Origin of the sequence: Halarcobacter mediterraneus (genome assembly GCF_004116625.1) — a bacterium.
In the GTDB taxonomy this organism is placed as follows: domain Bacteria; phylum Campylobacterota; class Campylobacteria; order Campylobacterales; family Arcobacteraceae; genus Halarcobacter; species Halarcobacter mediterraneus.
Genome location: NZ_NXIE01000001.1, coordinates 508,465 through 533,948 on the forward strand (window position 1 = coordinate 508,465; position 25,484 = coordinate 533,948).

Annotated in this window: 27 protein-coding genes; 7 read left to right on the forward strand and 20 right to left on the reverse strand. The window is 26.9% G+C overall.

Going from position 1 to position 25,484, the window contains the following annotated elements; translation table 11 throughout:
- Nucleotides 1-7: 7 nt before the first annotated feature.
- Entirely contained in the window at nucleotides 8-982 is a 975-nt protein-coding gene (locus CP965_RS02650; protein ID WP_129060501.1) for a GGDEF domain-containing protein, read from the forward strand.
- Nucleotides 983-985: 3 nt separating this feature from the next.
- On the opposite strand, the gene cmoB is transcribed toward CP965_RS02650, so the two are convergent.
- Complete coding sequence (gene cmoB / locus CP965_RS02655; RefSeq protein ID WP_129060502.1) at nucleotides 986-1,900, reverse strand: tRNA 5-methoxyuridine(34)/uridine 5-oxyacetic acid(34) synthase CmoB; 915 nt, start codon at nucleotides 1,898-1,900, stop codon at nucleotides 986-988.
- A 172-nt stretch (nucleotides 1,901-2,072) separates the two neighbouring features.
- Between cmoB and ccsA the strand changes: the two genes are divergently transcribed.
- From ccsA to CP965_RS02670, 3 genes are all read left to right on the forward strand, one after another.
- Nucleotides 2,073-4,838 carry a cytochrome c biogenesis protein CcsA gene (gene ccsA, locus CP965_RS02660; protein WP_129060504.1) on the forward strand — a complete coding sequence of 922 codons (2,766 nt, stop codon included), beginning with the start codon at nucleotides 2,073-2,075 and terminating at the stop codon, nucleotides 4,836-4,838.
- Nucleotides 4,839-4,926: 88 nt separating this feature from the next.
- A complete protein-coding gene (locus CP965_RS02665) occupies nucleotides 4,927-5,664 on the forward strand; it encodes a response regulator transcription factor (RefSeq protein ID WP_129060506.1) in 738 nt (245 codons plus the stop codon).
- A gap of 12 nt (nucleotides 5,665-5,676) precedes the next feature.
- Nucleotides 5,677-6,303: an HAD family hydrolase gene (locus CP965_RS02670; RefSeq protein WP_129060507.1), complete on the forward strand. Its 627-nt coding sequence runs from the start codon at nucleotides 5,677-5,679 to the stop codon at nucleotides 6,301-6,303.
- A 23-nt stretch (nucleotides 6,304-6,326) separates the two neighbouring features.
- Here CP965_RS02670 and CP965_RS02675 read toward each other — a convergent pair whose 3' ends face one another.
- From CP965_RS02675 to CP965_RS02685, 3 genes are read right to left on the reverse strand one after another with little or no spacing between them, the layout of a single operon-like run.
- Nucleotides 6,327-6,665, reverse strand: coding sequence for an EF-hand domain-containing protein (locus tag CP965_RS02675; protein WP_129060509.1), 339 nt, complete (start codon nucleotides 6,663-6,665; stop codon nucleotides 6,327-6,329).
- Between the two features lie 57 nt (nucleotides 6,666-6,722).
- Nucleotides 6,723-7,592, reverse strand: coding sequence for a sensor histidine kinase (locus CP965_RS02680; protein ID WP_129060510.1), 870 nt, complete (start codon nucleotides 7,590-7,592; stop codon nucleotides 6,723-6,725).
- A complete protein-coding gene (locus CP965_RS02685) occupies nucleotides 7,582-8,241 on the reverse strand; it encodes a response regulator transcription factor (protein ID WP_129060512.1) in 660 nt (219 codons plus the stop codon). Before CP965_RS02685 ends, CP965_RS02680 begins: the two co-directional genes overlap by 11 nt.
- A gap of 61 nt (nucleotides 8,242-8,302) precedes the next feature.
- Here CP965_RS02685 and CP965_RS02690 point away from each other — a divergent pair, with 61 nt between their 5' ends.
- Nucleotides 8,303-10,066, forward strand: coding sequence for a Na/Pi cotransporter family protein (locus tag CP965_RS02690; RefSeq protein WP_228712658.1), 1,764 nt, complete (start codon nucleotides 8,303-8,305; stop codon nucleotides 10,064-10,066).
- The gene (locus tag CP965_RS02695) at nucleotides 10,053-10,274 is read left to right on the forward strand and encodes a hypothetical protein (RefSeq protein ID WP_129060514.1); all 222 of its coding nucleotides are present in this window, start codon (nucleotides 10,053-10,055) and stop codon (nucleotides 10,272-10,274) included. Before CP965_RS02690 ends, CP965_RS02695 begins: the two co-directional genes overlap by 14 nt.
- Here CP965_RS02695 and CP965_RS02700 read toward each other — a convergent pair.
- The 4 genes from CP965_RS02700 to pgeF all read right to left on the reverse strand — a co-directional run bounded on the left by CP965_RS02700 (nucleotide 10,255) and on the right by pgeF (nucleotide 13,699).
- The gene (locus CP965_RS02700; RefSeq protein ID WP_129060515.1) at nucleotides 10,255-10,731 is read right to left on the reverse strand and encodes a tRNA (cytidine(34)-2'-O)-methyltransferase; all 477 of its coding nucleotides are present in this window, start codon (nucleotides 10,729-10,731) and stop codon (nucleotides 10,255-10,257) included. The genes CP965_RS02695 and CP965_RS02700 overlap by 20 nt on opposite strands.
- Entirely contained in the window at nucleotides 10,731-11,564 is an 834-nt protein-coding gene (purU, locus tag CP965_RS02705; RefSeq protein WP_129060516.1) for a formyltetrahydrofolate deformylase, read from the reverse strand. Before purU ends, CP965_RS02700 begins: the two co-directional genes overlap by 1 nt.
- A gap of 57 nt (nucleotides 11,565-11,621) precedes the next feature.
- Nucleotides 11,622-12,878: a malic enzyme-like NAD(P)-binding protein gene (locus CP965_RS02710; protein ID WP_129060517.1), complete on the reverse strand. Its 1,257-nt coding sequence runs from the start codon at nucleotides 12,876-12,878 to the stop codon at nucleotides 11,622-11,624.
- A gap of 149 nt (nucleotides 12,879-13,027) precedes the next feature.
- Nucleotides 13,028-13,699 (reverse strand): peptidoglycan editing factor PgeF, encoded by a 672-nt coding sequence (gene pgeF / locus CP965_RS02715; protein ID WP_129060518.1) that lies wholly within the window; start codon nucleotides 13,697-13,699, stop codon nucleotides 13,028-13,030.
- Between the two features lie 105 nt (nucleotides 13,700-13,804).
- Here pgeF and CP965_RS02720 point away from each other — a divergent pair, with 105 nt between their 5' ends.
- Nucleotides 13,805-14,602 carry a shikimate dehydrogenase gene (locus CP965_RS02720; RefSeq protein ID WP_129060519.1) on the forward strand — a complete coding sequence of 266 codons (798 nt, stop codon included), beginning with the start codon at nucleotides 13,805-13,807 and terminating at the stop codon, nucleotides 14,600-14,602.
- A gap of 10 nt (nucleotides 14,603-14,612) precedes the next feature.
- Here the strand turns inward: CP965_RS02720 and CP965_RS02725 are convergent, their stop codons facing one another.
- The 12 genes from CP965_RS02725 to CP965_RS02780 all read right to left on the reverse strand — a co-directional run bounded on the left by CP965_RS02725 (nucleotide 14,613) and on the right by CP965_RS02780 (nucleotide 25,422).
- Complete coding sequence (locus CP965_RS02725; RefSeq protein ID WP_129060520.1) at nucleotides 14,613-15,104, reverse strand: nitrous oxide reductase accessory protein NosL; 492 nt, start codon at nucleotides 15,102-15,104, stop codon at nucleotides 14,613-14,615.
- Between the two features lie 10 nt (nucleotides 15,105-15,114).
- On the reverse strand, nucleotides 15,115-15,942 hold the full coding sequence (locus CP965_RS02730) for an ABC transporter permease (RefSeq protein WP_129060521.1): 828 nt from the start codon (nucleotides 15,940-15,942) through the stop codon (nucleotides 15,115-15,117).
- A 39-nt stretch (nucleotides 15,943-15,981) separates the two neighbouring features.
- A complete protein-coding gene (locus CP965_RS02735; RefSeq protein ID WP_129060522.1) occupies nucleotides 15,982-16,437 on the reverse strand; it encodes a nitrous oxide reductase accessory protein NosL in 456 nt (151 codons plus the stop codon).
- Entirely contained in the window at nucleotides 16,434-17,084 is a 651-nt protein-coding gene (locus tag CP965_RS02740; RefSeq protein WP_129060523.1) for an ATP-binding cassette domain-containing protein, read from the reverse strand. The genes CP965_RS02735 and CP965_RS02740 overlap by 4 nt, the downstream gene beginning before the upstream one ends.
- A 1-nt stretch (nucleotide 17,085) precedes the next feature.
- Nucleotides 17,086-17,991 carry a NapH/MauN family ferredoxin-type protein gene (locus CP965_RS02745; protein ID WP_129060524.1) on the reverse strand — a complete coding sequence of 302 codons (906 nt, stop codon included), beginning with the start codon at nucleotides 17,989-17,991 and terminating at the stop codon, nucleotides 17,086-17,088.
- Between the two features lie 24 nt (nucleotides 17,992-18,015).
- Nucleotides 18,016-18,504, reverse strand: coding sequence for a c-type cytochrome (locus tag CP965_RS02750; protein WP_129060525.1), 489 nt, complete (start codon nucleotides 18,502-18,504; stop codon nucleotides 18,016-18,018).
- Nucleotides 18,501-19,094 carry a c-type cytochrome gene (locus tag CP965_RS02755; RefSeq protein WP_129060526.1) on the reverse strand — a complete coding sequence of 198 codons (594 nt, stop codon included), beginning with the start codon at nucleotides 19,092-19,094 and terminating at the stop codon, nucleotides 18,501-18,503. The genes CP965_RS02750 and CP965_RS02755 overlap by 4 nt, the downstream gene beginning before the upstream one ends.
- On the reverse strand, nucleotides 19,087-19,833 hold the full coding sequence (locus tag CP965_RS02760) for a 4Fe-4S dicluster domain-containing protein (protein ID WP_129060527.1): 747 nt from the start codon (nucleotides 19,831-19,833) through the stop codon (nucleotides 19,087-19,089). Before CP965_RS02760 ends, CP965_RS02755 begins: the two co-directional genes overlap by 8 nt.
- A gap of 10 nt (nucleotides 19,834-19,843) precedes the next feature.
- Complete coding sequence (locus CP965_RS02765; RefSeq protein ID WP_129060528.1) at nucleotides 19,844-21,055, reverse strand: nitrous oxide reductase family maturation protein NosD; 1,212 nt, start codon at nucleotides 21,053-21,055, stop codon at nucleotides 19,844-19,846.
- Nucleotide 21,056: 1 nt separating this feature from the next.
- Nucleotides 21,057-21,851 (reverse strand): cytochrome C, encoded by a 795-nt coding sequence (locus tag CP965_RS02770; protein WP_129060529.1) that lies wholly within the window; start codon nucleotides 21,849-21,851, stop codon nucleotides 21,057-21,059.
- A gap of 95 nt (nucleotides 21,852-21,946) precedes the next feature.
- Entirely contained in the window at nucleotides 21,947-24,544 is a 2,598-nt protein-coding gene (nosZ, locus tag CP965_RS02775; RefSeq protein ID WP_129060530.1) for a Sec-dependent nitrous-oxide reductase, read from the reverse strand.
- A gap of 191 nt (nucleotides 24,545-24,735) precedes the next feature.
- A complete protein-coding gene (locus tag CP965_RS02780) occupies nucleotides 24,736-25,422 on the reverse strand; it encodes a response regulator transcription factor (protein ID WP_129060531.1) in 687 nt (228 codons plus the stop codon).
- Nucleotides 25,423-25,484 lie beyond the last annotated feature (62 nt).

A 25,484-nucleotide genomic window follows, 5' to 3' on the forward strand; every position in this document is an offset into this window, starting at 1 on the left:
GGATAATATGAAGAACAATATTTTAAAATTAGTAAAGTCAGCAAGAACAAATGAAGAAGATTTTAAAGCATTAGAGAATATTTATAAACTTTATGATCAACTTCAATACTCTTCAAATTTGAAACAAATGGCTGAAGATATTTATTTATGGCTACATACAAATTTTGAAGTAGATAATGTTACTTTTGCTCTTTTTGATATTGAAAGAAACAGTAGGGAAAACATATTTATAGAAGGGGAAGAGTTTTTTTTAGATGACTCTTTATCTTTTTTCTTTATTATTAATACCCATACTAATTTAAATGCAATTGTATCTTTTAGTGCATCATCTAAAACACATCATCAAATTCTTTCAAAACAGTATAATACTATAGAGTCTGCCTTTTTTCAAATTTCACCAATTATTCAAAATGGTATTATAAAGAAAAACTTTATTGAGTCTCTATCTTTAGATTCAGTAACGAAGGTTTATAATAGACATTACTTAATAGAAAATCTAAATAAACAAATTTCACTATCTAAAAAAGAATATAAAAGAATTTATTTCCTAATGGTGGGAGTAGATCATTTCAAAGCTGTAATTGATGAATTTGACCATGAACTTGCAGACCAAGTATTAGTTGAATTAGCAAGAGTAATTCACTCAAATATTTCTGAATTTGATATGGTTGCAAGACTTAGTGGAGATGAATTCTTAATTTCTGTACTAAGTACAACAAATGAATCTGAAATATATAAAATGGCAGATAATATTATAAAAGATTTTTCAAAAATTAAAGTTGTTGTAAATGATTTAGGACATACCTTACAAAAAACTGTATGCATAGGATATGATGTTTATGAAACTTTAGATGAAAATGATAATATTGATAAAACAATAAAAAATGCAGATATTGCACTTTATGAAGCAAAAAATAGAGGAAGAAGTCAACTTTTTAAATATGAAGACTTAACTCCTGATGATACAATAGATTTATTTTAAAATCTATTGTATCTTTCTTGCTTTCATATAAACTCTTTTAGGAGCAGGATATCCTTCAACAGTTTTTGAGGGGTCATTTTTATCTAAAAAATCTTCTAAACTTTGATCAAAAGACCATTTTGTTTTTCTTTGTTCTCCACTTGTAGTGGTTGTTGTAGCTATTACTTCTATATTTTCAAAACCTGCTCGTTTTAACCAGTTTTTTAAAGCAGGAATAGTTGGAATAAAATAAATATTGGGGATTTTTGAATACCGTCTATCAGGAGTTAAACAAATTTCCTCATCTCCATCTATCATAAAAGTATCAATTAAGATTTCACCTTTTGAGTTTAAACCACGTGCTAAAGATTTCAAAGTTCCAACAGGATCTGGTCTATGATATAAAACACCTAACATAAAAATAAAATCAAATTTGTGATTATAGTATTCAAGATGCTCTACACCTAACATCTCATAAACTATATCTGATTTTACAAAATGATTTATAAATTCAAATTGATGTAAAGTTAAAGCACTAGGATCAAAACCAATTAATCTTTTAGGTTTATCCTCTAACATTCTAAACATATAATAACCATTGTTACAACCTATATCTGCAACTACCTTATCTTTTAGATTAAAATATGGTCTTATTAAATTATATTTAATATTACTTTGCCATTCACTATCAATGTCTAAACCAAAAATATTAAATGGTCCTTTTCTCCAAGGAATAAGTTTTTTTGCAGTTTCTTCAAGTAAGGCAAATTCACTATCACTTAAATTTTCTCTTTTTCCAACTGTAAACCAATCAGAATAACTTATATCTGGATTTTTAATATTTAAATCAAAAACCTTTAGTAGTTGAGTATACCAAGGTTCAACATTTTTCCATTTTCTGCACTCTATTTTTTTCTTTTTTAATTCTTCTAATTCCATTCTTGGATTATAATATTAATTTATTAAAAACTTGTTTTAAAAACTACAAATCAAGTCAAGGTAAAGTTTTTTCGTTATAATTATCCGATTTTAGAAAATTTTTTCTACACGTAGATTATATGAAAAAAACATATAATTACAACAAATTTTCATTTACTAAAAAGGATTGATATTGAAACAACTAACTGACGTCTTATTCTCCTTTAAGACAACACTTGTATTGTTAGCTATTCTAGCCATTGGAGCTGGTGTAGCTACATTTATAGAGAATGATTTTGGAACCTCTTCTGCTAGGGTTTTAGTTTATAATCATATCTGGTATGAAGCCGCTTTAGTTTTAACAACAATAAATCTAACAGGAATAATTTTTAAATATAAAATGTGGAGAAATAAAGCAAGATTTATTTTTCATTCTTCTTTTGTTGTAATCTTAATTGGTGCAGCAGTAACAAGATATGTTGGATATGAAGGTATTATGCAAATAAGAGAAGGAGAAATTCAAAATAGAATGATTTCTTTAGAACCTTATTTACAAATAAAAATAAAACAAACAGATGCTACTTATTATAAAGAGTATCCTATGGAGTTTACAGCTTTAGGTAATAATGATTTTTCTCATTCAATTGCTTTTGCAGACAAAGAATTAAAAATAGATTTTAATGATTATATGTATGCAAAAAAAGGGAAAAATGATATGGGAATTTTGACAGTTGATGCAACATTAAATGGTGAAACAAAAACTATTAAACTTCCAGGAAAAAGAGGAATGAAAGGAATCACAAAAATAGAAGATTTTGGTGATACTGTTGTGACTTTAGAATACGGTTCAAAAGTTTTAGAGCTTCCTTTTGCAATAAAACTTAGAGACTTTGAACTTCAAAGATATCCAGGGAGTATGTCACCATCTTCATATGCTTCTGAAGTTACTGTTATAAAAAAAGATGGACAAAAGTATGATTATAGGATTTTTATGAATAGAACTCTACATGAAGGAAACTTCTTATTTTTTCAAAGTTCTTATGACCCAGATGAAAAAGGAACTGTTTTATCTGTAAATAATGATCCAGGGAAATGGCCTACTTATTTAGGATACTTTTTACTAACATTAGGACTTATTTGGAACTTATTTGACAAAAAATCTAGATTTTGGAAATTAACAAAATATGTTAGTAATAAAAATCTTGCTTCAATTGCTGTAGCCTGTATAGTTTCATTTGGAACAGTAAGTTTAAATGCTCAAGTAGATTTCCAAAAAACTCAATTGTCTAAAGAAGAAATTCAAACTTATATGGAAAGTTTCAAAAATAATTCTCTTGAAGCAGCTGAAAAGTTTTCTAAAATTGTAGTTCAAAGTAATGGAGGAAGAATGAAACCTCTAAATACTTTAAATCATGAAATTTTAAGCAAGTTAACTGGTAAAGTTACAATGTTTGGAATGAATGCTGATCAAATTGTTTTAGGAATGCTTACAAGACCAGAAATTTGGCGAAACATGAGAATGATAAAAGTGAGAACTCCTAAATTAAAAGAATTTTTACAAGTAGAACCAGATAGAAAATATATTGCTTTTACAGAAGTTTTCAAAGATAATAAATATATTTTACAAGAAGAAACACAAAGAATTTCAATGATAGACCCTAGTCAAAGAGGAACTTATGAAAAAGATATTATTAGATTAGATGAAAGATTAAGTATTTCATATTTAGTATATAACGGAAACTTATTTAAGATATTTCCTCGAACAAATGCAACAAAAGAAGAAAACAATAGATGGTACTCTCCTTTGGAAGCAATTCAAAATTTTCAAGGAGAAAATCAAAAAGCAATTGAGACTTTAGTAAGAGGTTTCTTAAACTCTGTTATTTCAGAACAATGGGAGCTTTCTAATAAATTTCTTGATATGATTCAACAATATCAAGCTCAAGTAGGTTCTGAAGTTATGCCTTCACAGTCACATATTGATAGAGAAATAGCTTTTAATAAACTTGAAATTTTTGAAAAACTTACTGTTGCTTATCTTTTAGTAGGTTTTATTATGCTTGTTGTTGCATTTATCGTAGTATTCAATCCAAAAATTCAACCAAGAAAGACAACTTTATTTTTCTTTTTAATGCTTTCACTTTTATTTGCAGCACATACTTTTGGAATGGGCTTTAGATGGATTCTATCAGGGCATGCACCATGGTCTGATACTTATGAATCATTATTATATATTTCATGGTCAGCAGTATTTGCAGGAGTTGTCTTCTTTAGAAGATCTTTACTTGCTTTAAGTGCAGCTATTATTGTTGCAGCTATATTTATGTTTACTGCACACCTAACAAGTATTGACCCACAAATTACAAATTTAGTACCTGTATTAAAATCTTACTGGTTGACAATACACGTTTCAATATTAACTGCATCATATGGCTTCTTTGGATTAAGTGCTATTTTAGGATTCTTAACTTTAATCTTATTTATTTTTAGAAAAAGAAAACCCCATTTAGATGAAACAATTAAACATATAACAGCAATAAATGAAATATCATTAATAATAGGTCTTACAGCCATTACAATAGGAAACTTCCTTGGTGGTGTTTGGGCAAATGAGTCTTGGGGAAGATATTGGGGATGGGACCCTAAAGAAACATGGGCTTATGTTTCAATTGTAATTTATGTATTTGTTTTACATATGAGGTTTGTAAAAAGACTTAATACACCTTATGCTCTTTCAGTAGCATCACTTTTAGCTTTTTCTTCAATTTTAATGACTTACTTTGGAGTAAATTTCTATTTATCAGGACTTCACTCTTATGCAACAGGAGACCCTGTGCCTATTCCTATGTGGGTTTATTATGTAACTGCACTTGTATTTATTACTATTGCTTTAGCTTATAAAAATAGAAACTTAAAAGATGAAATCTGTCATACAAAAAATCAAAACCCTAAGAAATAATTTCTTAGGGTTTTCCCTTTATAAAATCTCTTAATCAATTTAAAACTATAAATTAACTATAATACTTTTATATCAAGGAAAAGTTATAATGAATCAGGAAATTCTTCAGAATATTATAAAATCTACCAAAAACCTTCATTTATTGTATATAGAAGATAATGAAGATGTAAGAGAACAAACTTTAAAAATGCTTCAAATCTTTTTTGATAATATTTCTATCGCAAAAGATGGAGAGCAAGGACTTGAAGAGTTCAAAAAAAATAATAAATTTGAATCTACTTCTTTTGATTTAATTATTACAGATATTGAAATGCCTAATAAAGACGGTATTTCAATGATTAATTCAATAAGAGAATATAATGCAGAAATACCTATTTTAATTTTTTCTGCCCATAGTAATACTGATTATTTTTTAAAATCAATAAATGCAGGAATTGATGGATATATTTTAAAACCATACAACATAGAACAAATTTCTAACTCTTTAATGAATATTATTGAAAAAAACAGACTTCTTCCTTCAAATGAACATATCATACATTTAGCAGATGGTTATATTTGGAATAATCAAGAACAAATTCTATATAAAGATGAGAAGGCAATAAAACTTACAAAGAATGAAACTAAACTTTTTATTTTATTTATAAAATCAAAAGGCGCATTAAAAACTTATGATGAAATTGATACTTTTATTTTTTCAGATTTTAGTGAAACAAATAAAAGAGTAAGAAATCTAGTATCAAGATTAAAAAGTAAATTAGAGTATGACCTTTTTGAATCAATTTATGGACATGGATATAAACTTAAATATAAAAAATTTATTTAGATTGGAAAAAATATGGCATTAATTATGTTTGATATGGATGGAACTTTAATAAATAGTAGTCATTCTATTGTAAATACAATAAATTATGTAAGACAAAATTTAGGATTTGAAGAACTTGAAAAGAACCATATTTTAGAAAAAGTTAACGACCCAAATATAAATGCTGCACAATATTTTTATGGTACAAATGATTTTACAATACAACAAAAAGAATTATTTGAAAACCATTACAATGCAACTTGTTTAGATAATTTAGAACTTTATGAAGGAATTAAAAAACTTATTGATGATTTAAGTTCAGATTTTACTCTAAGTGTCGCTACAAATGCAAACTCGACTTTTGCAAGAAAAATGTTGGAACATTTAGAAATTGAGCATTATTTTAAAAGCATTTTAGGATATAACGATGTTCAAAAGCCTAAGCCACACCCAGAAATGGTATATAAAATATTAGATACACATAATATAAAGAAAGAGAAAGCTCAATTAATTGGTGATTCACATAAAGATATAATGGCAGCTTCAAAAGCAGGAGTTGACTCAGTTTTAGTAAATTGGGGTTTTTCAAATCATGAAAAAGATGCTATTGAAACTATAGAAGAATTAGAACAAAAAATCCTTCAAAAATTTAAAGAATAAGAAGAGAAAATCTCTCCTTATTTTTAAAAGCCTCTATTTCCTTGTCCCTTCATTTTTCTATTATTAAATCTTTTTTCTTGATGTTTTTGTAGTTCTTCTTTATTGATTGAACCATCATTATTAAGATCTAAATCAGAAAAAGCAGGAGATTGTCCTACATTCTTCATTAATCTTCCACTATTTGCTTTTTGAGTCATTCTTTCTTCTTTTATTGAATTAAACTCTTTTTCTGAAATAAGGTTATTATTATCCTTATCATAAGTAGAAAATAATATAGGACCTCTAACTGGCAAAGTTTCTGCAGTTAATAAAACCCCACCAATAAAACATAAACATGCTGTGATAAGTTTAATTTTTTTCATAAATTACTCCTTTTGATATACTTAAGTATATCAAATATTTTTTTAATTTATAGGTCTTTAAAGATTTCTACTTTTTAATACTATATTTTTTAAGTCAAGAATAAATTTGTTTCCTTTTTTATTTGACTCAATTTGAATTAATATATTGTTTTGATCACAAAACTCTTTAACCATAGAAAGACCTAAACCAAAACCATCATTTGCACTATTTTCTTGAAAATATTTATCAAAAATTATAAAAAGATTTTTTGTATCAATCTCTTTTCCTGTATTAAAAAATATTAATTTTTCTTTTTCAAAACTTATATTTACAATTCCATTTTCTTTTAAGTTATATTTTATAGCATTTGCAAGAAGGTTATCAAGAACTTTTCCAAAACCATTGATATCAGTTTTAAGTTCTACTTCTTTATCTAAATTTACACTAATTTCAATATCTTTCTTAATATCTTCTACTTTTTCTAAACTATTTTCAATAAGATGCTTTAAACTAAATACTGTATTATCAATTTTATCTATCTCTTTTTTTATTTGATACTCCATATTTTCATATAGTTTTAATAATTCATTAGAAGCTTTTTTTATTCTATTTAATCTTTTTAAAGCCTTTTCATCTGTAATTTTTTTTTCAAGCATTTGAGTATTTAAATTAATTGTAGAAATAGGAATGTTTAATTCATGTAAAGTTTCTTTTACTGTTTTTTGTAAATTCTCATCACTTTTAAATAAAGGTTGAAAAATAGACTTACTAAGAGACAAATACAAAATTAGGCCAAATATCAAGACTGAAATAGTAATAAAAATAAAAGTATTTTGATTGAAACCAAAAAAAGAAGTTAAATAGAAGTTTAATAGTAAAGATAGCAATAATACAAATAATACAACAATAGAATTACTTATTAAAAAGTTTCTCTTTTTATAATTCAAATTTATACCCTATTCCCTTTAGATTTTTAATAGTATCTTTACCAAAAATCTTTTTTAAGTTATTAATATAAACTCTTATAGAACCTTCACTATAATCTTCACCATATCCCCATAAGCTGTTTATAATCATCTCTTTTGTAACTACAGAATCTTTTTTTTCTAAGAATAATTCTAATAAATCAATCACTTTATTTGTTAAATTTAAATCATCATTACCTTTTAATAATCTTCTATTTTTTAGATCAAAGACTAAATCATCTTTTAATATTAATTGTTCTTTAAATTTGCCAGTTCTTTTTAATAAAGAATTAATTCGTAATAATAATTCATCTAAATCAACTGGTTTTTTTAAATAATCATCACATCCTGTTAAAAAACCTTTTGTAAGCATCTCTTTATCTTTATAAGAAGTTAAATATATTGTAGGAGTATTATCATTGGCTGCCCTTAAAGTCTTTAATAACTCAATACCATTTAGTTTTGGAACATTAATATCAAATAAGTATAGATCATACTTTTCTTCAAAACAATAATCAATGACTTCTTCACCATTTGTGCTACATTTAACCTCAAATCCCTCATCAAGTAAAAAGTCTTCTAAAGTTTCTAAAAAAAGTTCATCATCTTCTAGTAACAAAATTTTTAACAAATATAATCCTAATTCTTTATTTTTGAAAGAAAATATATTATAATATTAAATGATTAAAAAAATGTTAATTCTCTTACTTCTTCTTATAATTGGTTTCTTTGTTGTTTCACAAGAAAATATTAAAATAATATTTTCTGGTATTGCTATATTTCTAATTGGTATGTATTTTATGGAACATGGATTTAAACTATTTTCTGGAGGAGCACTACAAAGAGTTCTTGAAGAATTTACAAATAACAATATGAGATCTCTTATTACTGGTTTCATTACAACAACTATAGTTCAAAGTTCTTCTTTAATTTCAATAATTGTAATCTCTTTTTTATCAGTTGAATTAATAAGTCTAGCTAGAGGCATAGCCATAATATTTGGAGCAAATTTAGGTAGCACAACAACCGCTTGGATTATTTCATCTATAGGCTTTGATATTAAAATCTCACTTTTCGCCATGCCAATGCTTATTTTTGGAGTAATATTTAGATTTTCAAAAAACAATACATATATAGGCTTAGGAAATGTTCTTTTAGGTCTAGGTTTTATTTTCCTAGGTATTTCCTATATGAAAGATGGCTTTGATACTTTAAAAGATTCTATTGATTTAGCTTCTTATTCAATAGGCGGGTATTTAGGGATATTTATATATATTTTAATTGGAGCAATTTCAACTATTGTAATTCAATCAAGTGCTGCAACAATGGCAATAATTATTACAGCTTTAGCAGGTGGAAATATTTTATATATTGATGCTTTGGCTTTAGCCATAGGAGCAAATGTTGGAACAACTGTAACAGCAGTACTTGCATCATTAAGCTCAAATGAAAATGGTAAAAGATTAGCCTTTGGACATTTTATTTTTAATATTTCAACTGGACTTATTGCTGTTTTTCTAATTTATACTTTAAGAGATTTAGTGGAATTCATCTCACCTTTTATAGGAATATCTAAAGATAACTATACTATGAAACTAGCTTTATTTCATACCATATTTAATCTTTTAGGAATAATTATTTTATATCCATTTATTTCTCAAATAGTAAAACTTGCCGAAAAATTTATTACTGATAAATATCAAAAGAAATCAAAGCCTTTATATCTTGCTCAAGCAAATATAAAAATACCGTATAATGCTATGGTTTCAATACAAAAAGAAACTATTAGACTTTATCAATTTGCTCAAAAAGCTATATTACATGCATTATCTGTTCACACAAGTCAATTAAATAATAAAGAAGATATAATTAAGGTTGTTAATCAAAATATTAAAATAGATACAAATTTAGATAATATTTACCAGAAAGAATTAAAATCTTTATATAGTGATATAATTGAATATGCATTAATATCTCAACAGAATATGAATTCTGAACAAAGTCAATATGTAACTGATTTAAAACATGCCTCAAATCTCGTAATAAAAATTTTAAAAGATACAAGAGATATTCAAAAGAATATTAACTTTTATTTAAATAGCAAAAATGAATTTATAAAAGAAGAATATAAATTTATAAAAACAGAATTAGTCACTTTTATTTTTGAAATTAATCAATTAAGAAAACAATTTGACAATGATATAGATGAAATAGAAGTTTCTACTATAATTCAAGTTGATAAAGATAGATTACAAAATCTAGATGTAATAGGAAATGGAAGAATAGACTCTTTAATAAAAGAAGAAAAAATCACTTCTAAAATGGCAACTTCTGTTATAAATGATACTTCAAATGCATATGAAATTTGTGCAAATCTACTCAATGTTGCAAATATTCTTTTTATTAAAGATAAAAAGTTAAGAGAACTAGGAGAATTAGAAGATGAAACTAAATGAAATAATAAAAAGTTTAAATAAAGTTTTTTCAGAAAGTGAAAATAATGATGAGCAAACAGAAGAGTTACTTCAAAAGCTTTGTGAAAAACGTAAAAAATTAAATAAAAAAGTCAAAAGAATAAAAAATGAAAGAGCTTTAAAAGAGAATAAAAAAAAATTAAAAGCAGTAAAAAAACTTATAAAAAAGCTTAAGAAAAATTTTTCTTAAGCTTCGTGAAGTTTTGTCTTAAAGCTTCATAAGCTACAATTGAAACAGAGTTTGCAATATTTAGACTTCTTGCATTATTTGTCATTGGAATAGTGATACAACCTTCTTTATTAAGATTTAAAATTTCTTCAGGTAATCCAGCATCTTCTCTACCAAAATAAAAAAAATCTTCTTCTTGATAATCTGCTTCAAAATATGTATTTGTAGTTTTTGTAGTAGCAAAAAAATGTCTTGAATTTAAGGGATGTTTTTCCCAGAATTTTTCAATATTTTCATATTCATAGACTTCTAAATCAAACCAATAATCAAGCCCTGCTCTTCGAACTTCTTTTTCTGTGATTTCTCCAAAACCATATGGTTTTATAAGATGTAGTTTACAATTTAAAGCAAAACAAAGTCTTCCAATTGTTCCTACATTTCCAGGGATTCTTGGTTCGTGTAATACAATATTAAACATTATAAAATTACCGTTTTATTTTCATATACAAATACTCTATCTTCTAATAAATATTGTAAAGCATTTGATAAAACAACTTTTTCAACATTTCTTCCTGCTCTTCGCATATCTTGCCACGAATAAGTATGGTCAACATTTACAACATCTTGAAAAATAATTGGACCTTCATCTAAATCATCAGTTACATAATGAGCTGTTGCTCCAATAATTTTCACACCTCTATGATGGGCTTGTTTATATGGATTTGCTCCAATAAAAGCAGGTAAAAAAGAGTGATGAATATTTAATACTTTTTTAGGAAAAGCTTTCACAAATTTTGGAGTTAATATTCTCATATATTTAGCTAAAACGATTAACTCAGGATTATACTCTTGAATCTTTTCAATAATTAAATCTTCATGAGCTTCTCTTTCCATATTTTCTGCACTGATACAGTAAAATGGAATATCAAATTTTTCAACTAAATCTTTTAAATAGTCATGATTTGCAATTACAGCTTTAATATTTGCATCAAGTTCACCATCAATATATCTAATTAATAAGTCCCCTAAAACATGAGATTCTTTAGTTGCTAAAATAACTATATCTTTTTTCGATTTTTGATTTAACTTTATTGTAGATTCTTTTGGTAAAGCTTCTTTTAGCTCTTTTAAAAGTAAATCACAATTTACATCTCCTGAGATAACTGTTCTCATAAAAAATTTATTTGTATCTTTATCAACAAACTCTGCATTTTGTTCTATATTCAAATGGTTTGCAAAAAGAATTTTAGAAACATTGTAAACAAGCCCAGTTGAATCGTAAGTATCAATTAAAAGTATATATTCTTTCATTTTATTCCTAAGTATTATTCCAATTTATTAAGACTGGAATAATACCAAAAAATAGATTTAAATCATTTTAGATAGTTTATTTTTGTAAGTTTCTAAATCAAATTCTTTTATTCTTGCAACACCTGTTTGTACAGCAGCATTTGCAACGGCACTAGAAACTTCTACAAAAAGCCTTTTATCAAATGGAACAGGAATAATATACTCTCTTCCAAAAGTTAAGTCACCAAACTCTTTTTTAAGGTCATCACTTAATGGCTCTTTTGCTAAATTAGCAATTGCTTTAGCAGCTGCCATTTTCATAGTCATATTTATTTTTCTAGTTTGTACATCAAGTGCACCTCTAAAAATAAATGGAAAACCTAGCACATTGTTTACTTGATTAGGAAAATCACTTCTTCCAGTACCAACTATTGCTTTTGGTTTAACTTCCTTTACTTCTTCGGGGAACAATTCAGGTGTTGGATTTGCTAAGGCAAAAACAATAGGTTCTTCACTCATAAGTGAGATATGCTCTTTTGTAAATGTTCCAGGTCTTGATAATCCTAAAACCATATCAGCATCAGTAAATGCCTCTTCAACAGTCATTGCAGTTTCAGCCATAAATGCTTTTTTATATTTATTTAAATCAGTTCTTCCTTTATGAATAACTCCTTTAGAGTCACACATAATTAAGTTTTTTACACCAAACTCTTTATACATAGTAGAACAAGCAATAGCAGAAGCCCCTGCTCCCACAACTACAACTTTCATATCTTCTGCTTTTTTATTCATCATTTCACTTGCATTCATTAATGCAGCAGTAGTAATTATTGCTGTTCCATGTTGGTCATCATGCATCACAGGAATATTTAATTCTTCAATAAGTCTTTTTTCTATATCAAAACATTCAGGTGCTTTAATATCTTCTAAATTTATTCCTCCAAAAGTAGGAGAAATAGCTTTAACAGCCTCACAAAACTTATCTACATCTGTTGCATCTATTTCAATATCAAAAGAATCAACTGCTGCAAACTTTTTAAATAATACAGCTTTACCTTCCATTACTGGTTTAGAAGCAAGTGCTCCAATATCACCTAGTCCAAGTACAGCTGTACCATTTGAAATAACAGCAACAAGATTTCTTTTTGAAGTATAATCGTATGCCAATTCTGGATCTTTTTTTATTTCTTCACAAGGATATGCTACACCTGGTGAATATGCTAAAGATAAATCTCTTTGTGTTATTAGTTTTGTAGTTGTAGAAATTGCAACTTTACCCGGATTGGGTCCTTTATGATAATTTAAAGCTTCTTCCCTAGTCACTTTTACACTCATTTTATAACCTTTCTTAATAAAATTTGTTAAAATTGTAACTAATCGAAACTTAATATTTATAGAATTATATAACTTCTACTTATAAAATTTTACTTTAAGTTAAATAATACATTATTCATACATATTCTTTACATTTTTCCTACATAATACTATTTTATGGTAATTAAACCACTAAACCTCCCACAGGTTTTATCTTCTCTAAAAGAGAAATATGCTTCACCTGAACACTTTGTACAAGTATTAGATATACTTATATTTCTAACATTTTGTTCATTTAGTAACATTTTATTTATTCCTTGTAAATCAATATTGTTACCATTTATAAACTCTTCTGAAAAACTATTTTTAACTACTGATTTCAATTCTTCATTTACTTCATAACAACACTTTTGAATAGAAGGTCCCATTATTACTTCTATATCAAGAGGATTACAAGAAAACTCTTCAATCATTTTTTTAACTGTAACTTGAACAATTTTTAAAAAAGTAGAATTTCTCCCAGCATGAACAGCTGCAATTACACCTTTTTTTTCATCTTTCATCAAAATTGGAATGCAATCAGCAACCATAACCATCAAAGTTAAATTTTTAGAAGAAGTAATTAAACCATCACAATTATCTATCAATCTTGGAGAACTTTCATTTACTACTTCCACATTATTTCCATGCACTTGATTCATATAAATTAAATTATCTAACTTTATTGAATATTTCCTAACTAATTTTCTTCGATTTTCATCTACATTCTCTTTTTTATCATTTACATGATATGCTAAATTTCCATCATTTTTATTTGTAAAAAAGTACTCTATTTTTTTCATTTTTTGACCTATTAATCTTTTCTATATTTATTTTACTATTTGAAAATTAAACTTTAATCTATTCTAATTATACTTTTGATAAAATCGCCCAAATAAAGGATTAAAATGAGTAAAGAAACATTTGTAATATTTGGTAACCCTGTTGAACATTCAAAGTCTCCACAAATGCAAAATGCAGGTTTAAAAGAATTGAATTTTAATGGAATATATAAAAAACATCTTTTAGAAAATGGAAATGAAATAAAAAATGTTTTTTTAGAAAATAATTACAAAGGTGCAAATATAACTGTTCCCCATAAAGAGTTTGCATATACAAATGCTGATGAAGTAAGAGGTATTGCAAAAAAAATTCATGCAGTAAATACTTATATAAATGAAAATGGAAAAGTTATAGCTTATAATACTGATGCTCCAGGATTTTTAAAAGCAATTGAAAGTTTTGGCGAAGTAAAAAATGTCCTACTTCTAGGAGCTGGAGGTACGGCAAAAGCTATTTCACTTGCTTTACAAGAATCAAATATAAAAGTCACAGTTTTAAATAGAAGTGCAGAAAAATTAGAATTTTTCAAAAATGAAAATATCAAATGCTCAACTTGGGATGAATTTAAACCTGAAGAGTTTGATTTAATAGTAAATTCAACAAGTGCAGGACTAAAAGATGAATATTTACCAGCTCCAATTGAAATTTTAGAACCTATTTTAAAAAATGCTTCTTTTGCTTTTGATTGTGTATATGGGAAAGAAACACCATTTTTAGCCTTGGCACGTGAAAATAATTGTAAAATAAAAGATGGGGAAGATATGCTTCTTTATCAAGGTGTTTTAGCATTTGAATTATTTACAAATACAAAGGCAAATAAAGAAACTATAGAAGCTATGAGACAAGGTTTAAAAGGAGAATAAATTCTCCTTATTAAATATCTCCATTTAATAGATCAATTAAACCTTTTTTTACTTCATGAAATTTAAATATTCTTCTTCCATTATTTTTTTTAGCGAATTCCTGTGCATGAGAGTATAACTTAAATGCAGGTAAATCATCTCCAGCTAAAGATACTTTATTACTACCATAAACAAAATATGCTTCTTTTGCTTTTATTGGTTTAAGAGTAGAATAATCAGTAACAACTATACTCTTAAGATTTTCAATATCTTTCACTTTAGTTATAGGCCATTTACTAGGATTAAAATAAAATTCAAACATAGATTTAGGACTTAAAAAATAGTACTCTTTAGATTCTTTCGTAGTAATTTTACAGACCCAAGAAGGATCTTTATAAACCAACATTTTTCTTACTAAACTTTTTGTTTTTTTATCATAATTTAGTGAAATCTCATTAGCACTTAATGTAGAACTAATAAAAAAACAACTAAAGATACTAAAAACTAAAACTTTTTTTAACATAAAAACTCCTTTATACTAAATCTTTTTTTGAAAAAATTGAAAACCCTAAAAGGGCAAAAACTAAACCTAGAATCATTGGATATAATATTGAAAGTAAAACAAATAGTTTTTGATTAATATTATCTAAAATGTAAAATGCAACTGGTCCCATTACTGTTAAAGAAGGATCAAATAAAGAAATAGCTGCAACTCTGAAAATTTCCATTGGGTTTAAAAGTGCAATTGTTATAATTAAATTTTCATCTAGTCTATTTTGTAACATTAAGGAAATAAGAGCTATATCAATAAAAGCTAATAAAAATATCCAAATAAAAAAAGATACTCCTAATGCAATTTCACTTGTTTTTACAAAAGATGAAATAAAAAATGCAATTCCTAAAAAAGAAGAAGAAAGTGAAAATAACAATCCAGTATATAATAAAAAAATATTCCAAGGAACAGAAGCACCAATAAATACACCATAAATAGTTGCAACTATCATTGCAAAAAAGACAGGCAAAAAAACAGTAACAAATCTACCAAGAATTTTTCCCCAATAGTATTGTTTCAAGGAAATAGGAAAAGAAAGCATATATTCCAAAATATGGGTATCTCTATCTCCTGAAATTGAACGAACAGTTGATATAAGAATAAAAATTGGTAATATTACAATTGTTACTTGTATATACATTAAAAGTAGTCTACTTAAACCACTAAAGCCCATAACTTGTGACTGAGTTACTCCAGCCACAAAAAATAAGGCTATCATTCCTCCAAAAACTAAAGAATAAACTATAAACCAGTTTGCTCTTATTGATTCTTTTAAATCAAGATATGCTATTAAAAATAAATTTTTCATAACTTTTATTTCCATTATATATTTTAAGTAAAATATTTATTACCTATTTCTTTTTAAAATTCTTTTTTCAACTTCTTCAAAATTGATTATTTCTGAATTTTCATCATTTATTGCTTCTTTTGTTTTATTTGCAGAGAAACCATATCCCATAGGAGTTTTATGTGAAGTATCAAAATATGCTGTTCTTACATCAATCCATTTACCAGTGTTAACATCAGTAATCAAAATTTTGGCCTCATTTTTCCATGTAATATCATTTTCTTTAAACCACATTATTGTACAACCAATGTCATCAAATTTATACACTTCTTCATCCTTTGGATTTATAACTTGTACAGCATGATTTCTGACACTTACTACCATTTTACATCTTTCACACATATCTCTATCCCAATGCATTTTATGTGCTTCACCGTTATTACTATTATCATCACAAGCAATAAAACTCATTGCTATTATAAAAATAGTACTAATATTTAAGATTATCTTTTTCATTCTAAACCTTTCATTTTTTCATCAGTAATAATTTTTCCTAAATCCATATAGATTTGCCTATTTACGATATCTTTTACTTCTTCAAGTCTATGTGTTACAAATATTGAAACTTTTCCATTTTCATTATCTTTAATTAATCGATAAAAATCATCTCTAGCTTTTGGGTCAAGATTTGCTGTAGGTTCATCATAAATGATAATACTGCTTTTTTTTGCTAGACTAATTGCTATCAACATTTTTTGCTTCATACCTCCACTTAGTTTAAAAAAAGATTTTTTTAAATTACTTTTTATATCTAACTTTAACTCATTTGCATAATAGAAAATCAATTCTTTTTCTACATTTGAACTTACCTCTATATACTTAATTAATTCTTCAAGGTTAAGTTTTATAGGTGGTGGTAATTGAGGAACAAAAGAGACTAAACTTAAAACCTCTGTTCTTTTTTTAATTGGGTTTTTCCCATCTATTAAAACTTTTCCATAAGTAGGATGATAATATCCCATAATAGTACGAATCAAGGTTGTTTTCCCTGCTCCATTAGGTCCCATCAAAGCGATATAATCATCTTTATTAAAATCTACATTTACATTATCAAGCGATTTATGTGAAGCAAATTTTTTTGTTAAATTTAATACTTTTATCATTTTATATTAAACCTTTTAATCTAAAATCAAATTTCAAAGCATCTGAATGACAAACATCAATGCACCTTCCACAAAGAGTACAGTCAGCTCCTGTGATATATTGTGTTTTTATTCCTTTTTCTTTTCTTTCTTTGTCATATTTACCTTTTGTTAATTCTAAAACTTGATTTTCAAAACATACATCATGGCAAACCATACAATGATCACAATTATCATTCCATTGCACTCTAAGGGCACTAACTTTTCCTATATATCCATAAGTAGTTCCAATTGGACATATATAAGTACACCAAGCTCTTCTTGAATAAAAAACCTCTATAAGAAAAACAATTAATACCCAAGAGATAGCTAAACTCCATCCATAAGTAATAAATCTACTCATTATTCCTACTATATTAAAAGTTTCAAAAACCAAATATCCACTTGTAATTGCTAATATCATAAATATAATCCAAAAAACATGTCTTATTCTATGATTAAATTTTCTTTCTTTAATTATTTTTTTATTTACTAAAAAGTTATGTATTTTTTCACCAACTTCACTTAAAATACCGTATGGACAGACCCAAGAACAATATGTTCTTCCTCCAACAAGTAAATAGAAGACTATTATAGTAGTAGTACCTATTATTATATTAACTGGCATATGATAAGTTGCCAAAAACATTTGAATTGTTGTAAAAGGATCAATTAAATGAAAACCTAAAAATCTAGATCCATTTAATGTTCCTTCTAAGGTCTGAATATCAATTGCAAATGATAAGAAAAAAAGTAAATGTATTGAAATAACTACTATCCATCTTTTCATTCTATAAGAAAAATATACTTTTCCTTCTCTTGTTTTATCAAAAAAAGTAGAAAAGAAAGTTGAGTTTTTTATAGTTTCTCTATTGTTCCATTTATCCATTATTGCTTCCTATTTACTTTATAACTATTTATCTAAAGCTTTTTTTCTTGATTTAAACTGTGCTATTTCTTTAGCAAAACTTTTCAAATCATCATCAGAAAGATTCATTAATAAACCTTTCATAATAAGATTTTCTCTTCGTCCATTTTTAAACTCCACTAAACTTTTATATAAACTTTCTTCCGATTGTCCTATAAGTTTAGAACCCATTAATTTCTTACCATTTTGCATTCCTGAAGCATCAAGCCCATGACAAGATGCACATTTACTTTTATAGGCATTACTTACTTCAAATGAAGCTGTATTACCTGCTTTATCCCTTAAAGCTTTTAATTTTTCACCTTCTATATCTTTTTCTTTTATTGGTTCAATTTTTGTTTTCTGCTGAATTGTTTTAATATCTTCTATTACTCGACCTGCTTCACCACCTTGGAAGGCTCTTCCATTAATAAAAGTTAATATCATTAACCCAAAAACAACTATTGTTGAAATTACTGCAATTATATTTTTCATTTTAATTTCCTAACTTTTTTATTGAACTCATATATTTCATCAGCTATTTTTCTTATTTCTTTTTCATTCATATTATTAACAAGTTCTGTCATCAAGACATTTAAACTTTTATCTTTTTTAAATTTCATTATGCTATTAAATATTGAATCTGAATCTTTATCAAGAAGAGAAGGTCCAATTATTCCATTTGCATAATCATTGTGACATGCTGAACATCTAGTAATAAAATCTTTACTAAGTTTCTTCACTAACAATGAAATTTTAACTTTTTCATAAGGACTTCGTATATGCATATTTGCATCTATTGAAGTTCTTGGTTTTACTCTAATTGAAGCATCTTTATTTGCTGGTTGAGAATTTTGAGAGTATTCACTTTTTACATTATAATCAAGATAATATGAGTTTTGTTTATTCTCAACTTTTATTTTTTCTTCGACTTTTAGCTCTCTTGCATTTTTATTTTCTTCCACTTCAATGTTCAAAGGTTCAGCAATTTTTTCATTAGTTTTTATTGTCTCATCTTCTTTATTATCACCACAACCTACTATAAAAAGTGATATTAATAACATTCCTAATAAATTTTTAAACATGATCTAAACCTTTTTTATAATAATCTTCAAAAGATAATCTTGGTTTTATAACAATTGCACTCTCATTCACTGGACATAATTCTTCACAGACTCCACAACCAATACAGCCTTCATAAATCTCAGGTTTTTTGCCATTTCCTTCTCTTATCATAGTAATAGCACTTAATGGATTAGGAATAGGACACATATCTGCACAAATAGTGCATTGTTTCCCTTCAAATTCATTTAATTTATTTAACATATCTAATTCTAATTGGGTAACATTGTTTTGTTTGTTTATAAAATCTTGAACCCTTTTAGAATGACCTTTTGGAACAATTGTATTAGTAGTTGCTAAACATTTATTTGGAAATTCTAAAACTGCAATTCCCATCTTTATATCACTTGGTTTTTCAACTTTATGATCTAAAGCTCCACTGGGACAGGCAAGGACACAAGGAACTGCTGTACAGGCATAACATCCTCTTTCTCTTGCATCAATATATGGTGTTCCTACACCATGACCTTTTACCATATCAGATAATTTTATTGAATGATAAGGACACACTTGCAAGCATTGACCACACTTTATGCATAATGCTAAAAATTCTTTTTCAGAAACTGCACCAGGAGGTCTCAATCTCATTTCAGCACTTAAAGCATAAGGACTAATAACTACACCTGTACCAAGCACTGCTCCTAATATACCTAAGGTTGAAAATTTAATAAACTTTCTTCTATTTTCTTTCATTTCTTTCATTTCAAAATCCTTACAACTTCAACTTTGGTTTTTTATCTTGCATTAAAAATATTGGTTCACTAAATGGAGCTAATTTTGCAAGAAAATTAAGTAAAGAGATTACAGGAGAACCATAAAAAAATTTAACATCAGGATTATAGACCCAAAGTTGGTCTGCATACTGATAAACCTTATGAGCAGTATCTCCTATATTATCTTTGTTATCATCGAAGCCTTCATAATTATCCCAATAATTACCTTCTATTATATTTTTATCTGTTTTTGAGCCTCTACTATCATTGATTATATCTTCAATATTTCCTAATATTGTGTTATTTTTTATAATATTATTTTCACTTAGTGAATGAAAATGCATAGCTTCTGAATTATATAAAATCTTATTATTTTCTAACCAGTTATTTGTGTCAGGTTCAAAAGGTGATCTATCGATATAAATACCTTGTGCACAATAAATTATAGTATTATCTTTTATTTCAAAATTTGAAACATCTTTTAATCCTATTCCCATGCCTGTTGCACCCAGAGAACTTTGTATTATATTTCCAGTTGCTATGGTATCTTTACTATACATAAAAAAAATACCTACTGAATTAAATTTATATGTATTATTTCGAACATAATTCTTCCCAGCATACATAAAATGTAATGAATATCTATTATACTCTCCATAGTTTTCAACTATTTCATTTCCATGGGAATACCATACAACCATATCTCTTGATTTAATCAATTTATTTTTTTTTATAATATTATCATTTGAATACCATAACCTAAGACCATCACCTCTTAATCCTAAAGCTAGTTTTTTTGAAGTAATATAATTATTTGATATGATAGAATTATTTGTCATTGATAAATCAATACCAAATAAAGAGTCTTTGATAATACAATCAGATATTTCAGATTGTTTAGAGTTATTTACTTTAATTCCCGCATCAAGTCTTTCATGTCTATCTCCACTACCTTGAATAGTCAAATTTTTTAATGTAACATAAGGACTATTAACTTGAACAACAGTACCTTTTCCTTCACCATCAATTATTACTCCATCTTCTTTACCTATTATTGACAATGGTTTATTTATTGTTATTCCACCAGAATATAAACCTTTTGAAAGTCTAAGTATTGATCCTTCTGGAGCTTTATCTATTGCTTCTTGTAAAATATTAGCAAATGACATAACAGTTAAAATTAAATATAAAGTAATAATTCTTTGTAACATGCTAATCCTTATTATTTATCTTTGTTTCTCTCATTGCTTTATTTCTAGACAATATTGCTAAAAGACTAAAAACACCTATAATTAACAACATATAAAAACCTATTGTAGGATAAGAATGAGTAGTAAATTGAGCAATTTTTCCATCACCAAAAACTGTAGGCATAAAAGGTTTAATCTTAAAAGCACCCCAATCATGTAAATTATGTCCAAACCAATATAACCAATATGAATAATCAGCTATAAAAAGTAAAGGTAATGAGGCAGGAATAATCATTATATATGTTAATATTTTTTTATGAAATAAAATGAAATAAATCATAAATAAAGATAAGCCTAGAAGAGCATATATTCCTATTTCTCTTTCAAGTTTTCCACCAGTCCACATAGGGTCCATTCCTACATAATGATTGATAGTATTCATTTCATGGACTTCACCTGAAAAACCATCAAAGTGAAAAAATACAGGTATTCCTTCTGGAAAAGCTTTTTTAGGATAGTTAGGTGCTTCTAAAGAACATGTCCAAATAGGAAAAGAAGCCACACCTATCTCAGAAGAACTTTTTATCATTTTCTTCAAATCATTATGAGCTTCCTTAGGAGTTGTTGTACTTTTATATCTTCCTTGATTATAAAAATTCCAAACTTTTATAGCTAAAGGAGATATTTCATCTACTTTATTATCATAAATTTTATTTAATGTTCCATGAAAAGTCACCATAGGAAATGTAAAAGCAATTGTCATTACAAATAATGCTATAGCTGCATAGATTTTTGATTTAATAAAACTTGAATCCATTTTTATCCTTCTTTATAAACTTACAATATAAGTTGACTTACTTATAATAAAAAGAAAGAGAAAAACTCTTTCTTTTTATTTCAAAACTTTAGATTTTAGAAAAGATTCGCATTTTCATCAACCCATTTAAGATATTCAATAATATCATCCACTTCTTCTTCACTCATATGTTGATTAGGCATTTTTAAATTAAAATAATCAATCATTGCTTTAACATATGGATCTTTATACATTGATTCAGGAGATAAAATAAATCTACTAACCCAATCTACACCATTTTCATGTCTCATTAATACCCCAGTTAAATCAGGACCTGAAGATACTTTTCCTATAACGTGACAACCATTACAACCACCTTCAGCAAATGCTGTTTCTCCTCTTACAGCAGAACTGCTTTGTTTTGTTGCAATAACTCTAACTAAGGCATCTTTTGCTCTAATTCCAACATCTGCTGTTTTAACCATCAATTGCCAAATCATATTTTCAAATAAAATTGCTTTTTCTACATCACCTTCTTTTAAGGCAGCATTAGCTTTTTTCTTTTGTTCTGGTATTTGATTATATTGATCAAAAGCATCTGTTACTAAGTCTGATACTACTTTATGTTCTTGATATTTATTATCTTTTAAAAATTTAACAACTGATTGAATAACTGCATCTGTCGAATTATTAACTGCAACTGTTTTGTCATACTCAGCTTTTAACTCTTCAGGAGTCATTGATTTCATTTTTAATTTTTGTGCACTTTCATATTTTTTATTAGGATCTTTAACCAATAAATAACCCATCATTTCTAAATGAAGTGCCGAACAAAATTCTGTACAGTAATAAGGGAACACACCTTCTATATCAGCTTCAAATTTTAAAGTCGCTGTTTTCCCTGGTTCTAGAGAACTATGTAAATCATAATTATCTATTGTAAACCCATGTGTTTCATCTTGAGCTCTTTCTAGATTTGTCATATATATTGTTACTTTATCACCTTTATTAACAGTGATTCTTTCAGGATTAATATGAGATCTAACTAGTGTTGCATATACAGTTACATTTTTTCCATCTCTTTCTATTCTTTCTTCTCCAGCTAATGTTTTACCAATATGTTGTTCCCCTGTTCTTGTATTTGTACCCATTTCATATCTTACATGGGGATGAAGTTTACTAGCTCTAATTGCAACTGCTTGATGTGGTTCACCCAAAGGAAGAGGCATATCAACTAATAAATCCATAGTCTTTCCACTAATATCAATTAATTGATGATTTTGGGGATGCAATGGACCAACATTTTGAAATCTGTCAATTGATAATTTATTTAAAGCAATAATATAATCACCTTGAGGATCTGCTGTTTTACCTTCCATTCCAGCTAAGTGACCAATGTTATAATGAACATTTTCTTTATCAATTACTTTTAATTTTTTAAAATTCCATTTTACAACTTGTGAATCAACATATAAAGAAGTATAAACTTCACCATCTACAGGAGAGTATTGGTTGTGTAGAGGTCCAAGTCCCAACTCAACTTGACCATGAAGAGACTTTTTCATATCTAAAATTGGTATACCATATGGATCTTTTCCTACATACTCTTTATTTTTAATTAATTTTTTAATTTTTTTGAAATCATAAACTGAAGCATGTGTATCTAATTTACCACATACAATTAAATACTGACCTGTTGGATCAACATCTACTCCATGAGGTGACTTTGGTTCAGGAATTAAAAATAATGCATCATTTTTAACTGCAATATCCATAGGAATGACTTTATGGTCATTTATTATCTTAACATTTTTTGCGTCTTTTGATAATTCATAAAGCTTTTTCCAATTATATACATGTAAAAAATCTGTATCATTTCTTGACATTCCTGCCTCATTTGGTGGCATTCCTATCTCTATTCCTCCTGTATACATTTCTGTATTAAAAGAGTTAGTAAATCCCCAACCATCACTAATTCCTTTACCTGAGTCTGATAAATCTTGCATATAAGGAGGCATTTCTATAGTAAAAGAGTCTTTTGGTTTAATTCTTCCAATTTTTGGATCAAACTTCCAGACTGTAACACCTCCTCTATAAGCTTCTTTATACTCTTCAATTGGATGGTAGTTATTATCAAAAGGTGCAGCATATTGTGCAGCTTCTAAAATATGTTCTGAGTTTTGAGTAAAAAAAGAACCACCATGCTCAGATTTAAAAACTGGATTAACAACAATTTGCTTTGTTTCAAAATCTGCTAAATCAATAACTGCAATTCTTGGGTTTGCTTTATCATTAATTACAAGCCATTTACCATCATATTTTCCATCTGTTTCAGAAAGTGCTGGGTGGTGTGTATCTCCCCAGTTAATTTCTCTTCCTCTAATATTTCCTTGTCTTAGTACTTTTTTACTCTCTTCATCAAAGCCATATCCTTGCCAAGGTTCAGGAGTAAAAACTCCAATATATTTTAAAAGTCTCATTGATGGCACGCCATATACAATCATTTGTCCTGATTGCCCACCAGAAGAAAATACTACATATTTATCTTTAACCCCAGTAGGATTATAAGTTTTAGCAGCACGAACTACGTCTATTTCAGATAGACCTCTTTCTTTCATAACTTTAGATAACTCATTAGTTGCACTTGATGCAATTGTAGCACCTACAGCTGTACCTAAAAGAACTGAAAGAAATTTACTAGGAAACCTTTTCATTTAATCTTCTCCTTTTTTTGCTAGTGTAATTATACTATTACAAAGAACTATACAAATTGATCAATATCAACTTTATAAATTTAATCTTTAATTATAAAGTTAATATTTAATCTTAAAAGAAGTTTACAATAGGTCAGGTATCTTTTGGGTCGCTGTTAATATTTTTTTAGATATTTTATTTAAGTTTTTATTTATTCTATCATATAACCATGTTTTGATATTGTTTTGATAATATCAACTTTTATTTTTTTTCTTAACTTAAAAACAAGGTTCTTAAGAGCACTTGGAGGAACTTCATCATAAATATATAATTTATCCTCTATATCATTTTTTGTAACTAAATCTCCTCTATGGGCTAAAAGTATTTCAAAAAACTCTGCTTCTTTATTTGTTAAGAGGACTTTTTCATTTTCTAAAATAAAACTTTTATTATCATAATCATAAAATTGATTATTTGCAAATGTTATAATAGTTTTAGAACTTTTTAATAAAACCTTTGCACAGCGTTCAAGCAACTCTGATAAATTTACTTCACTAATTGGTTTTACTACATATTCAACCAATGATAGCTTAATAGACTCTAATAAGAACTCTTGATCTGTATATGCACTAGTCACTATAATTGGTATATCTTCATTTTTCTTTCTTATTATTTTTATTAAATCTAAACCATTTAATTTTGGCATCTTTAAATCAGTGATTAATATATTTGGATTATATTTTTTATAAAGCTCCAAAGCCTCTTCCCCATCTGAAGCACAATAAACAGTTCCAACATATAATAATAGAATTCTTTTAAAACTATTTCTTAAGTTTTCCTCATCATCAACTAAAAGGATAGAAGACTTTTTTAATCTAATCTCGTAATTTTCTGTCATTTTTACTCTTTCATTAAATATTCTTTAAAATATTATGATAACATTATATCTTTAAAAAATAT

What these genes read in the sequence shown, in the direction of transcription:
- CP965_RS02780 (WP_129060531.1), bottom strand. Translation starts at nt 25,422, where the DNA reads ATGACAGAAAATTACGAGATTAGATTAAAAAAGTCTTCTATCCTTTTA.
- CP965_RS02745 (WP_129060524.1), bottom strand. Translation starts at nt 17,991, where the DNA reads ATGGATAAATGGAACAATAGAGAAACTATAAAAAACTCAACTTTCTTT.
- CP965_RS02665 (WP_129060506.1), top strand. Translation starts at nt 4,927, where the DNA reads ATGAATCAGGAAATTCTTCAGAATATTATAAAATCTACCAAAAACCTT.
- CP965_RS02695 (WP_129060514.1), top strand. Translation starts at nt 10,053, where the DNA reads ATGAAACTAAATGAAATAATAAAAAGTTTAAATAAAGTTTTTTCAGAA.
- CP965_RS02735 (WP_129060522.1), bottom strand. Translation starts at nt 16,437, where the DNA reads ATGAAAAAGATAATCTTAAATATTAGTACTATTTTTATAATAGCAATG.
- CP965_RS02765 (WP_129060528.1), bottom strand. Translation starts at nt 21,055, where the DNA reads ATGTTACAAAGAATTATTACTTTATATTTAATTTTAACTGTTATGTCA.
- CP965_RS02725 (WP_129060520.1), bottom strand. Translation starts at nt 15,104, where the DNA reads ATGTTAAAAAAAGTTTTAGTTTTTAGTATCTTTAGTTGTTTTTTTATT.
- CP965_RS02755 (WP_129060526.1), bottom strand. Translation starts at nt 19,094, where the DNA reads ATGTTTAAAAATTTATTAGGAATGTTATTAATATCACTTTTTATAGTA.
- CP965_RS02675 (WP_129060509.1), bottom strand. Translation starts at nt 6,665, where the DNA reads ATGAAAAAAATTAAACTTATCACAGCATGTTTATGTTTTATTGGTGGG.
- CP965_RS02750 (WP_129060525.1), bottom strand. Translation starts at nt 18,504, where the DNA reads ATGAAAAATATAATTGCAGTAATTTCAACAATAGTTGTTTTTGGGTTA.
- CP965_RS02710 (WP_129060517.1), bottom strand. Translation starts at nt 12,878, where the DNA reads ATGAGTGTAAAAGTGACTAGGGAAGAAGCTTTAAATTATCATAAAGGA.
- purU (WP_129060516.1), bottom strand. Translation starts at nt 11,564, where the DNA reads ATGAAAGAATATATACTTTTAATTGATACTTACGATTCAACTGGGCTT.
- CP965_RS02670 (WP_129060507.1), top strand. Translation starts at nt 5,677, where the DNA reads ATGGCATTAATTATGTTTGATATGGATGGAACTTTAATAAATAGTAGT.
- CP965_RS02650 (WP_129060501.1), top strand. Translation starts at nt 8, where the DNA reads ATGAAGAACAATATTTTAAAATTAGTAAAGTCAGCAAGAACAAATGAA.
- CP965_RS02760 (WP_129060527.1), bottom strand. Translation starts at nt 19,833, where the DNA reads ATGAAAGAAATGAAAGAAAATAGAAGAAAGTTTATTAAATTTTCAACC.
- CP965_RS02730 (WP_129060521.1), bottom strand. Translation starts at nt 15,942, where the DNA reads ATGAAAAATTTATTTTTAATAGCATATCTTGATTTAAAAGAATCAATA.
- CP965_RS02740 (WP_129060523.1), bottom strand. Translation starts at nt 17,084, where the DNA reads ATGATAAAAGTATTAAATTTAACAAAAAAATTTGCTTCACATAAATCG.
- CP965_RS02690 (WP_228712658.1), top strand. Translation starts at nt 8,303, where the DNA reads ATGTTAATTCTCTTACTTCTTCTTATAATTGGTTTCTTTGTTGTTTCA.
- CP965_RS02700 (WP_129060515.1), bottom strand. Translation starts at nt 10,731, where the DNA reads ATGTTTAATATTGTATTACACGAACCAAGAATCCCTGGAAATGTAGGA.
- cmoB (WP_129060502.1), bottom strand. Translation starts at nt 1,900, where the DNA reads ATGGAATTAGAAGAATTAAAAAAGAAAAAAATAGAGTGCAGAAAATGG.
- CP965_RS02770 (WP_129060529.1), bottom strand. Translation starts at nt 21,851, where the DNA reads ATGGATTCAAGTTTTATTAAATCAAAAATCTATGCAGCTATAGCATTA.
- pgeF (WP_129060518.1), bottom strand. Translation starts at nt 13,699, where the DNA reads ATGAAAAAAATAGAGTACTTTTTTACAAATAAAAATGATGGAAATTTA.
- CP965_RS02720 (WP_129060519.1), top strand. Translation starts at nt 13,805, where the DNA reads ATGAGTAAAGAAACATTTGTAATATTTGGTAACCCTGTTGAACATTCA.
- nosZ (WP_129060530.1), bottom strand. Translation starts at nt 24,544, where the DNA reads ATGAAAAGGTTTCCTAGTAAATTTCTTTCAGTTCTTTTAGGTACAGCT.